Source organism: Streptomyces sp. NPDC059718 (assembly GCF_042733315.1).
Classification (GTDB): Bacteria; Actinomycetota; Actinomycetes; order Streptomycetales; family Streptomycetaceae; genus Actinacidiphila.
This window is the reverse complement of record NZ_JBHWGA010000003.1, coordinates 270,496-280,001: the sequence shown is the minus strand read 5'-3', so window position 1 is coordinate 280,001 and position 9,506 is coordinate 270,496. Positions and strand designations below refer to the sequence as shown.

The 9,506-nt window shown below is 70.6% G+C and carries 8 protein-coding genes; 4 read left to right on the top strand and 4 right to left on the bottom strand.

The window, feature by feature from the left end; all coding sequences use genetic code 11:
- Both ACFV3E_RS06110 and ACFV3E_RS06105 read left to right on the top strand, forming a co-directional pair.
- A partial coding sequence (locus ACFV3E_RS06110; protein WP_500533617.1) for a hybrid sensor histidine kinase/response regulator occupies window positions 1-2,511 on the top strand: 2,511 nt, incomplete at its 5' end.
- Window positions 2,512-2,567: 56 nt separating this feature from the next.
- On the top strand, window positions 2,568-3,107 hold the full coding sequence (locus tag ACFV3E_RS06105; protein WP_500533699.1) for a response regulator: 540 nt from the start codon (window positions 2,568-2,570) through the stop codon (window positions 3,105-3,107).
- 5 nt (window positions 3,108-3,112) lie between these two features.
- Here the strand turns inward: ACFV3E_RS06105 and ACFV3E_RS06100 are convergent, their stop codons facing one another.
- The 3 genes from ACFV3E_RS06100 to lepA all read right to left on the bottom strand — a co-directional run bounded on the left by ACFV3E_RS06100 (window position 3,113) and on the right by lepA (window position 7,549).
- Complete coding sequence (locus ACFV3E_RS06100; RefSeq protein ID WP_500533616.1) at window positions 3,113-4,990, bottom strand: AMP-dependent synthetase/ligase; 1,878 nt, start codon at window positions 4,988-4,990, stop codon at window positions 3,113-3,115.
- Between the two features lie 234 nt (window positions 4,991-5,224).
- On the bottom strand, window positions 5,225-5,482 hold the full coding sequence (locus tag ACFV3E_RS06095; RefSeq protein WP_361797151.1) for a hypothetical protein: 258 nt from the start codon (window positions 5,480-5,482) through the stop codon (window positions 5,225-5,227).
- A gap of 201 nt (window positions 5,483-5,683) precedes the next feature.
- The gene (gene lepA / locus ACFV3E_RS06090) at window positions 5,684-7,549 is read right to left on the bottom strand and encodes a translation elongation factor 4 (RefSeq protein WP_500533615.1); all 1,866 of its coding nucleotides are present in this window, start codon (window positions 7,547-7,549) and stop codon (window positions 5,684-5,686) included.
- 237 nt (window positions 7,550-7,786) lie between these two features.
- On the opposite strand from lepA, the gene rpsT reads away from it, so the two are divergent.
- The gene (gene rpsT / locus ACFV3E_RS06085) at window positions 7,787-8,053 is read left to right on the top strand and encodes a 30S ribosomal protein S20 (RefSeq protein WP_018556617.1); all 267 of its coding nucleotides are present in this window, start codon (window positions 7,787-7,789) and stop codon (window positions 8,051-8,053) included.
- A 182-nt stretch (window positions 8,054-8,235) separates the two neighbouring features.
- On the opposite strand, the gene holA is transcribed toward rpsT, so the two are convergent.
- Window positions 8,236-9,219: a DNA polymerase III subunit delta gene (holA, locus tag ACFV3E_RS06080; protein ID WP_500369653.1), complete on the bottom strand. Its 984-nt coding sequence runs from the start codon at window positions 9,217-9,219 to the stop codon at window positions 8,236-8,238.
- A gap of 40 nt (window positions 9,220-9,259) precedes the next feature.
- Here holA and ACFV3E_RS06075 point away from each other — a divergent pair, with 40 nt between their 5' ends.
- A complete protein-coding gene (locus ACFV3E_RS06075; RefSeq protein WP_500533614.1) occupies window positions 9,260-9,505 on the top strand; it encodes a hypothetical protein in 246 nt (81 codons plus the stop codon).
- The last annotated feature ends 1 nt before the right edge of the window (window position 9,506 follow it).

Genomic DNA, 9,506 nt, shown 5'->3' with positions numbered 1-9,506 from the left:
GGCGGCCGCGCCCAGGTCCGCGGCGTCTCCGGCGTCTGGAAGGACCTCACCGACAACGTCAACTTCATGGCGTCCAACCTCACCTCGCAGGTCCGCAACATCGCCCAGGTCGCCACCGCCGTCGCCCAGGGCGACCTGTCGAAGAAGATCGACGTGGACGCGCGCGGCGAGATCCTGGAACTGAAGACGACCATCAACACGATGGTGGACACGCTGTCGTCCTTCTCCTCCGAGGTGACCCGGGTCGCCCGCGAGGTCGGCAGCGAGGGGCAGCTGGGCGGCCAGGCCCGGGTGGAGGGCGTGTACGGCACGTGGAAGCGCCTGACGACAGGTGTGAACGAGCTGGCGTCCAACCTGACCACCCAGGTGCGGGCCATCGCCGAGGTGGCCTCCGCGGTCGCCCAGGGCGACATGTCGCGCAGCATCGCGGTCGAGGCGCAGGGCGAGGTCGCCGAGCTGAAGAACAACGTCAACCTGATGGTGGCCAACCTCCGCGAGACCACCCGCGCCAAGGACTGGCTGGAGTCCAACCTGGCCCGCCTGGCCGGCCTGATGCAGGGCCACCGCGACCTGATGGAGGTCGCGGACCTCATCCTGCGCGAGCTGACCCCGCTGGTGAACGCCCAGTACGGGGCGTTCTTCCTGGCCCAGACCGACGCCGGCCGGAGCGGCACCACCCAGCCGCGGGCCCCGCGCGGGCTGGCCTTCATCGCCGGGTACGGCTCGGCGCAGGGCGCCACGGTGGACACCCCCGGCATGCCCGGACACGGGCTGGTGCGGCAGGCGGCGCTGGAGAAGAAACGCATCCTCGTGGAGGAGGCGCCACCCGACTACATCACCATCACCTCGGGTCTCGGCGAGGCGGCCCCGACCAGTGTCGTGATCATCCCCATCCTCTTCGAGGACGAACTGCTCGGCGTCATCGAACTGGCTTCCTTCTCCCGCTTCTCCGACGTCCACCTGGCCTTCTTCGACCAGTTCGTCAGCACCATCGGCGTGGCGATCAACACCATCATCGCCAACTCCCGCACGGAGTCGCTGCTGTCGGAGTCCCAGCGGCTCGCCCAGCAGTTGCAGGAGCGGTCGGACGAACTCCAGCGGCAGCAGGCCGAGCTGCAGCGCTCCAACGCCGAACTGGAGGAGAAGGCGGCCCTGCTGGCCACCTCCTCGCAGTACAAGTCGGAGTTCCTGGCCAACATGTCGCACGAACTGCGCACCCCGCTCAACTCGCTGCTGATCCTGGCCCGGCTGCTCGCGGACAACCCGGACGGTCATCTGTCGGAGCAGGAGGTGCACTTCGCCACCACGATCCACCGCTCCGGCTCGGACCTGCTGCAGCTGATCAACGACATCCTGGACCTGTCGAAGATCGAGGCGGGCCGCATGGACGTCCGTCCCAAGAGGCTGCCGCTGATCAAGCTGCTGGACTACGTGCACGCCACCTTCCGCCCGGTCACCCTCGACCGCGGGCTCACCTTCGACGTCGCCGTGGGCGAGGAGGTGCCCCGCGAGATGTTCTCCGACGAGCAGCGGCTGCAGCAGGTGCTGCGCAACCTGCTCTCCAACGCGATCAAGTTCACCTCCCAGGGCCGGGTGGAACTGCGGGTGTCGCGCTGCGAGGACGCCGACGACCTGATCGCCTTCGCCGTGCGGGACACCGGCATCGGCATCGCCGGCGAGAAACTCCCGGTGATCTTCGAGGCCTTCCAGCAGGCCGACGGCACCACCAACCGCAAGTACGGCGGCACCGGGCTGGGCCTGTCCATCAGCCGGGAGATCGCCGGGCTGCTCGGCGGCCGCATCGTCGCCGAGAGCGAGCCCGGCCGGGGCAGCACCTTCACGCTGTACGTCCCGGCGGTGTACGCGGGCCACGGCGGCCCCGGCGAGCCCGAGCCGCAGCACGGCCCCGCGGGCGGCGGAGCGGAGGCCGGGGGCGGCCCGGTGCCCGTGGCCGCGGCGTACGACGCCGAGCGCCGGACGTCCGGCCCGGTCGCGCCGGGGGACGCCTGGCCCACCTCGAACCGGATCGACGAGTGGCGGGACGGCCGCACCGGCCGGGTCCTGGCCGGCAACCGCGTGCTCATCGTCGACGACGACATCCGCAACGTCTTCGCCCTCACCCACGTCCTGGGCCGGATCGGGATGCCCGTCCTGTACGCGGAGAACGGCCGCGAGGGCATCGAGACCCTGGAGCGGAACCCCGACGTCGCCCTCGTGCTGATGGACATCATGATGCCCGAGATGGACGGGTACGAGACGATCGAGGCCATCCGCCGCACCCCGCGCTTCGCCGAGCTGCCGATCATCGCCCTCACGGCGAAGGCGATGCCGGGCGACCGGGAGCGCTCGATCGCCTGCGGCGCCAACGACTACGTGCCCAAACCGGTGGACGTGGACCGGCTGCTGCACGCGGCGCACCTGCTGCTCGACCCCGACGCGGGCCGGGACGGCGAACGGTCCTGCCCCGGCGGCCACGAGGGCTCCGACGGCCCCGCGAGGCCCACCTCGTGACCCCGGGCGGCACCGGCACGGTCACGGGGAAGGCCGGCATCCTCCTCGTCGACGACATGGAGGACAACCTGATCGCCCTGGAGGCCATCCTCGGCACGCTCGACCAGCCGCTGGTGCGCGCCCGTTCCGGGGAGGAGGCGATGAAGGCGCTGCTGCGCCAGGAGTTCGCGGTGGTGCTGCTCGACGTCCTGATGCCGGGCATGGACGGCTTCGAGACCGCCGCGAACATCAAGCGCCTCGACCAGACCAAGGACATCCCGATCATCTTCCTGACCGGGAACGACCTGGACACCACCTTCGCCTTCCGCGGCTACGCCACCGGCGCGGCGGACTACCTCACCAAGCCCTTCGACCCCTGGGTGCTGCGGGCCAAGGTGACCGTCTTCCTCGAACTGCACCACAAGAGCCGCCAGTTGCGGGGCCTTCTGGAGCGCGACCGGGACCGGCTGGAGGCGATCGAGCAGCGCCTCGCGGCCGTCGAGCGGCAGCTCGCCGCCGACGGCCGTCCGGACGTCACCGCGCTCGCCCACCGCGTGGCCCGGCTGGAACACGCGCTGCGCGACGTGGACCTGCCGGGCCCCCGGGTGGGTGACTGAGACGCTCAGTCCTCCCGCGTGCCGGCGTACATGTCCTCGATCAGGTCCTTGAACTCCCGCTCGACGACCGGCCGCTTGAGCTTCAGGCTCGGCGTGAGGTCACCGTGCTCGACGTCCAGGTCGCGCGGCAGCACGCGGAAGGTCTTGATCTGCTGCCAGCGCTGCAGGTCCGCGTTGACCCGCCGCACGTAGCCGTCCATCAGGACCCGCACCTGCTCGGAGCCGACGACCTCCGCGTAGGGCTTGCCCTCCAGGCCGTTCTCCTTCGCCCAGCCGAGGATCGTGGGCTCGTCGAGGGCGAACAGGGCGGTGCAGAAGTTGCGGTCGGCGCCGATCACCAGGACGTTGCTGATGAACGGACAGGCGGCCTTGAACTGGCCCTCGACCGCGGCCGGCGCGATGTACTTGCCGTTGGAGTTCTTGATGATGTCCTTCTTGCGGTCGGTGATGGTGAGGTAGCCGTCCGCGGAGAGCTCCCCGATGTCACCGGTGTGGAACCAGCCGTCCGACTCCAGCACTTCGGCCGTCTTCTCGGGCAGCCCGTGGTAGCCCTGCATGATGCCGGGGCCGCGCAGCAGGATCTCGCCGTCCTCCGCGATGCGGACCTCGGTGCCGGGCAGCGGCTTGCCGACGGTGCCGGTCCGGTAGGCCTCGCCGGGGTTGACGAAGCTGGCGGCGCTGGACTCGGTCAGGCCGTAGCCCTCCAGGATGTGGATGCCGGCGCCGGAGAAGAAGTAGCCGATCTCCGGGGAGAGGGCGGCGGAGCCGGAGACGCAGGCGCGCAGCTTGCCGCCGAAGGCGTCGCGGAGCTTGGCGTACACCAGGCGGTCGGCGACCGCGTGCTTGGCGGAGAGCCCGAAGGGGGCGCCGGCGTTGCCGGTGCGGCGGCGGTTGTCCTGGGTGACCTTGGCGTACTCGCGGGCGACCTCGACGGCCCACTTGAAGATCCGGTACTTCGCCGCGCCGCCTGCCCGGGCCTTGGCGGCGACACCGTTGTAGACCTTCTCGAAGATGCGCGGGACGGCGGCCATGTAGGTGGGCTGCACGACCGGCAGGTTCTCGATGATCTTGTCGACGCGGCCGTCGACCGCGGTCACGTGGCCGATGGTGATGTGCCCGGCGGTGAGCACCTTGCCGAAGACGTGCGCCAGCGGCAGCCAGAGGTACTGGACGTCCTCCGCCTCCAGCAGGCCGTTCGCCTGGATCGCGCGGGCCATGTACGCCCAGCAGTCGTGCGGCAGCCGCACACCCTTGGGGCGGCCGGTCGTGCCGGAGGTGTAGATGAGGGTGGCCAGCTGGTCCTTGGTGATGTCGCCCACGGTCTTGCGGACGGCCTCGGGGTTCTTCTCCAGGTAGACCTTGCCGCGCTGCTCCAGCTGGGCCAGCGAGAGCGCCCACCCGTCCTCCCCGAGGTCGGCGCCCTCGGCGTCCACGACCACGACGTGGGCCAGTTCGGGCAGCTCGGCGCGGCGCTCGACGGCCTTGGCCAGCTGCACGGCGTTCTCGGCGATCAGCACCCGGCTGCCGGAGTCGGCCAGGATGAAGGCCGTCTCGTCGGCGTTGGTGCTCGGGTAGACGGTGGTGGTCGCCGCACCGGCGCAGAGCACGCCGAGGTCGGCCAGGATCCACTCGACCCGGGTGGCGGAGGCGATGGCCACCCGCTCCTCGGGGCGCACCCCCAGGTCCATCAGGCCCGCGGCGATGGCATGGACCCGGTCCGCGGCCTGCTTCCAGGTGAGCGACCTCCATGTCTCCGGACCGCCGTCGGCCGACGGCACCGGGAAGCGGTACGCCTCGGCATCGGGCGTCGCCTCGACGCGCTCCAGGAACAGGTTCGCCACGGAGGGCGGCCGGTTCTCGATCAAAGTCTGCGTGTCGGTCACGACAACCTCCGGGGGCCCGCCTCTTTGCTGGGTGACTCGTGAGTAACTAACGAGTGGTGATCAGAGTAGGGAATCGGCGCCCGCTTGGTAAGGGGCCGCGGCCACCGCGATGCAACCGTGACGACCAGATATATGGTACGTACACATAACGGCGGGCCCGCCCGGAATCCGGGGAGCCCGCCTTCCGGCCGCCGCTCCGGCCACCCGTCGGCGGCACCGCGGGACGTGCGGCGCTCAGCCGCCGATGGGCAGACCGCCGATCATGCCCTTGGTGCCCCCCGTCTTGCCGGCACCGCCGAGGAGCTCGTTCGTCTTGCCCGTGACCGCCTTCAGACCGGTCTTGGCGACCTCGTCCTTGGCGTCCAGGATCTTCATCGGCCCGTTGCCGAGCGGGAGGGCCTCCCCGGCGAAGGCGGGGGACGCGGCGGCACCGGCGGCGCCCAGCGCGATCACGGAACCGGCGACGACGGCCGCGGCCTTCGAGTACTTCACTTCACATTCCCCTTCCGCAGCGGCGCCTTTCGCCGCTGTCACGATGAGTAACGTCCTCGATCCCCGGCAGAAACCGCGCGGCCCGGGGTTTTTGCCAATCACCCGAATGCCGGTCCGCTCATACGAAAGGGCGCCTGCCCGGTCATCGGACAAGCGCCCTTCCTGTGCGGTGCGTCGGACCGCGCCGGCGAGCCGCGCCGGCTACTTCTTCTTGGCCGCGCCCTCGTCGCTGGAGAGCACCGCGATGAAGGCCTCCTGCGGCACCTCCACGGAACCGACCATCTTCATCCGCTTCTTGCCCTCCTTCTGCTTCTCCAGCAGCTTCCGCTTACGGGAGATGTCACCGCCGTAGCACTTGGCGAGGACGTCCTTGCGGATGGCGCGGATGGTCTCGCGGGCGATGACCCGCGAACCGATGGCGGCCTGGATGGGCACCTCGAAGGCCTGCCGCGGGATGAGCTCGCGCAGCTTGGCGACCAGGCGCACCCCGTACGCGTACGCCGCGTCCTTGTGCGTGATGGCCGAGAAGGCGTCCACCTTGTCGCCGTGCAGCAGGATGTCGACCTTGACCAGGCTGGAGGTCTGCTCGCCGGTGGGCTCGTAGTCCAGCGAGGCGTAGCCGCGGGTCTTGGACTTCAGCTGGTCGAAGAAGTCGAAGACGATCTCGGCGAGCGGGAGGGTGTAGCGGATCTCCACCCGGTCCTCGGAGAGGTAGTCCATGCCGAGCAGCGAACCGCGCCGGGTCTGGCAGAGCTCCATGATCGCGCCGATGAACTCCGTGGGCGCCAGGATCGTGGCCCGCACCACCGGCTCGTACACCTCGGCGATCTTGCCCTCGGGGAACTCGCTGGGGTTGGTGACGACGTGTTCGGCGCCGTCCTCCATCACCACCCGGTAGACCACGTTGGGCGCGGTGGCGATCAGGTCGAGCCCGAACTCGCGCTCCAGCCGCTCGCGGATCACGTCGAGGTGCAGCAGGCCGAGGAAGCCCACGCGGAAACCGAAGCCGAGGGCCGCGGAGGTCTCCGGCTCGTAGACCAGCGCGGCATCGTTGAGCTGCAGCTTGTCCAGCGCGTCGCGCAGCTCCGGGTAGTCCGAGCCGTCCAGCGGGTACAGGCCGGAGAACACCATGGGCTTGGGGTCCTTGTAGCCGCCCAGTGCCTCGGTGGCGCCCTTGGACTGCTGGGTGATCGTGTCACCCACCTTGGACTGGCGGACGTCCTTCACACCCGTGATCAGGTAGCCCACCTCGCCGACGCCGAGGCCGTCGGCCGAGAGCATCTCGGGCGAGTTGGTGCCGATCTCCAGCAGCTCGTGGGTCGCGCCGGTGGACATCATCCTGATGCGCTCGCGCTTGCCGAGCTGCCCGTCGACGACCCGGACGTAGGTGACGACACCGCGGTAGGAGTCGTACACGGAGTCGAAGATCATCGCGCGGGCGGGCGCGTCGGCGACGCCGACCGGGGCCGGGACGGTCTCCACGACGCGGTCCAGCAGGGCCTCGACGCCGAGTCCGGTCTTGGCGGAGACCCGCAGCACGTCGGAGGGGTCGCAGCCGATGAGGTTGGCCAGCTCCTCGGAGAACTTCTCGGGCTGCGCGGCCGGCAGGTCGATCTTGTTCAGCACCGGGACGATGGTGAGGTCGTTCTCCATCGCCAGGTACAGGTTGGCCAGCGTCTGCGCCTCGATGCCCTGCGCGGCGTCGACCAGCAGGACCGTGCCCTCGCAGGCCGCGAGCGACCGGGAGACCTCGTAGGTGAAGTCCACGTGCCCCGGGGTGTCGATCATGTTCAGGATGTGGGTCTTCCCCTGACCGGCGCCCTCGGTGGGCGACCAGGGCAGCCGGACCGCCTGGGACTTGATCGTGATGCCGCGCTCGCGCTCGATGTCCATGCGGTCGAGGTATTGGGCGCGCATCTGCCGCTGATCCACCACACCGGTCAGCTGGAGCATCCGGTCGGCAAGGGTCGACTTGCCGTGGTCGATGTGCGCGATGATGCAGAAATTGCGGATCAGTGCCGGGTCGGTACGGCTCGGCTCCGGCACGTTCGAAGGGGTCGCGGGCACGCAGGGTCCTGTCTCTTGAGGCGCCTGTCGCCTCTGGTCGGATCGATACGTATGGCTCCCATAGTCCCATGGCCGGGGCCCACGGCCGTGCCGGGCGGTGCGGGAGGCGCCGCGGCACCCGCCACGGGCCACCGGTTTGGGCGGCGCGGTGGCCGACTGCTAGCCTGGGCAGTCGCGCCTCGTCCCCTCTTACCCGAGGCCCGGACCCCATCAGACCAAACCTGAAAAGGCTCTTTCGTGGCGAACATCAAGTCCCAGATCAAGCGCAACAAGACCAACGAGAAGGCGCGCCTGCGCAACAAGGCCGTCAAGTCCGAGCTCAAGACCGCCATCCGTCGCACCCGTGAGGCCGTGGCCACCGGCGACGTCGAGAAGGCGACCGAGGCCGCGCGTCTCGCCTCCAAGAAGCTCGACAAGGCCGTGAGCAAGGGCGTCATCCACAAGAACCAGGCCGCCAACAAGAAGTCGGCGCTGGCTCTCAAGGTCGCCGGCCTCCAGGGCTGAGCCTTCCCGCAGCAGTACCCGTCGGTGACGGACACAGCGGTCCCTCTCACCCGCTCCTCCACCGGCACCCTTGATCTTCCGGCCGCACGCGGCCTGCGTTCGCCACGCGGGTGCGGCCTGCCGAAGGGCCCCGTACCTCCCGGTACGGGGCCCTTCGGCATGACCGGCTCCGTTCGCGGCTCTCAGCGGGCCCGCGCGGCCCGGGCCACGGCGACGACCGCCTTCTCCAGGGCGTAGGCCGGGTCCGCGCCGCCGCCCTTGACCGCGGCGTCGGCCTCGGCGACCGCACGCAGGGCGGCGGAGACACCGTCCCCGGACCAGCCGCGCATCTGCTGCCGGACGCGGTCGATCTTCCACGGCGGCATGCCCAGCTCCCGCGCCAGGTCCGCGGGGCGCGCCCCGCGCGGGGCGGAGGCGAGCTTGCCGATGGCCCGGACGCCCGAGGCGAGCGCGAACGTGATGCCGGGCAGCGGCTGGCCGACCGCGATCGCCCAGCGCAGCCGCTCCAGCGCCTCGGCGGCGCGGCCGGTCACCGCGAGGTCGGCGACCTCGAAGCCGGTGGCCTCGGCCCGGCCCGTGTAGTAGCGGGCGACCACGGCCGCGTCGATCGCGCCCTCCACGTCGGCCGCGAGCTGGGCGCAGGCGCTCGCCAGCTCCCGCAGGTCGCTGCCGATGGCGTCCACCAGTGCCTGGCAGGCCTCGGGGGTCGCGGACCGCCCCAGCGCGCGGAACTCCTGGCGGACGAAGGCCAGCCGGTCGGCGGGCTTGGTCATCTTCGGGCAGGCCACCTCACGCGCCCCGGCCTTGCGGGCCGCGTCCAGCAGGCCCTTGCCCTTGGCGCCGCCCGCGTGCAGCAGGACGAGCGTGATCTCCTCGGCGGGGGCGTCCAGATAGGCCTTGACGTCCTTGATGGTGTCCGCGGACAGGTCGTGCGCGTTCCGTACGACCACGACCTTGCGCTCGGCGAAGAGCGAGGGGCTGGTGAGCTCCGCCAGCGTGCCCGGCTGGAGCGCGTCCGGGGTGAGGTCGCGCACATCGGTGTCGGCGTCGGCGGCCCGCGCCGCCTGCACGACCTCCCGTACCGCGCGGTCGAGGAGCAGGTCCTCCTGCCCCACCGCGATCGTCACGGGGGCGAGCGGGCTGTCTGTCGTACTGTTCCTGGCCATCGCCGTCCAGCATCCCACGCGGGTCCGACACAATGTCCCGGTGAATGACGTCAGACATGTGCTCGTCCTCCCCGACCGCGATGCCGCGGAGGAGGCCGCCGACGAAGCCACCGAGCGCTTCGACCTGCCCGCCCGCCCCCAGCTCCGCCGGGACGCCCTCGCCGGCGAGGACGACGCCGAGGACGCCCAGTGGCTCCTGCTCATCAACGACGAGGACGAGGAACTCGACCCCGCCGCGCTGAACGAACTGGCGGAGGAGTTCGAGGGCTGGCTGGAGGAGGACTAGG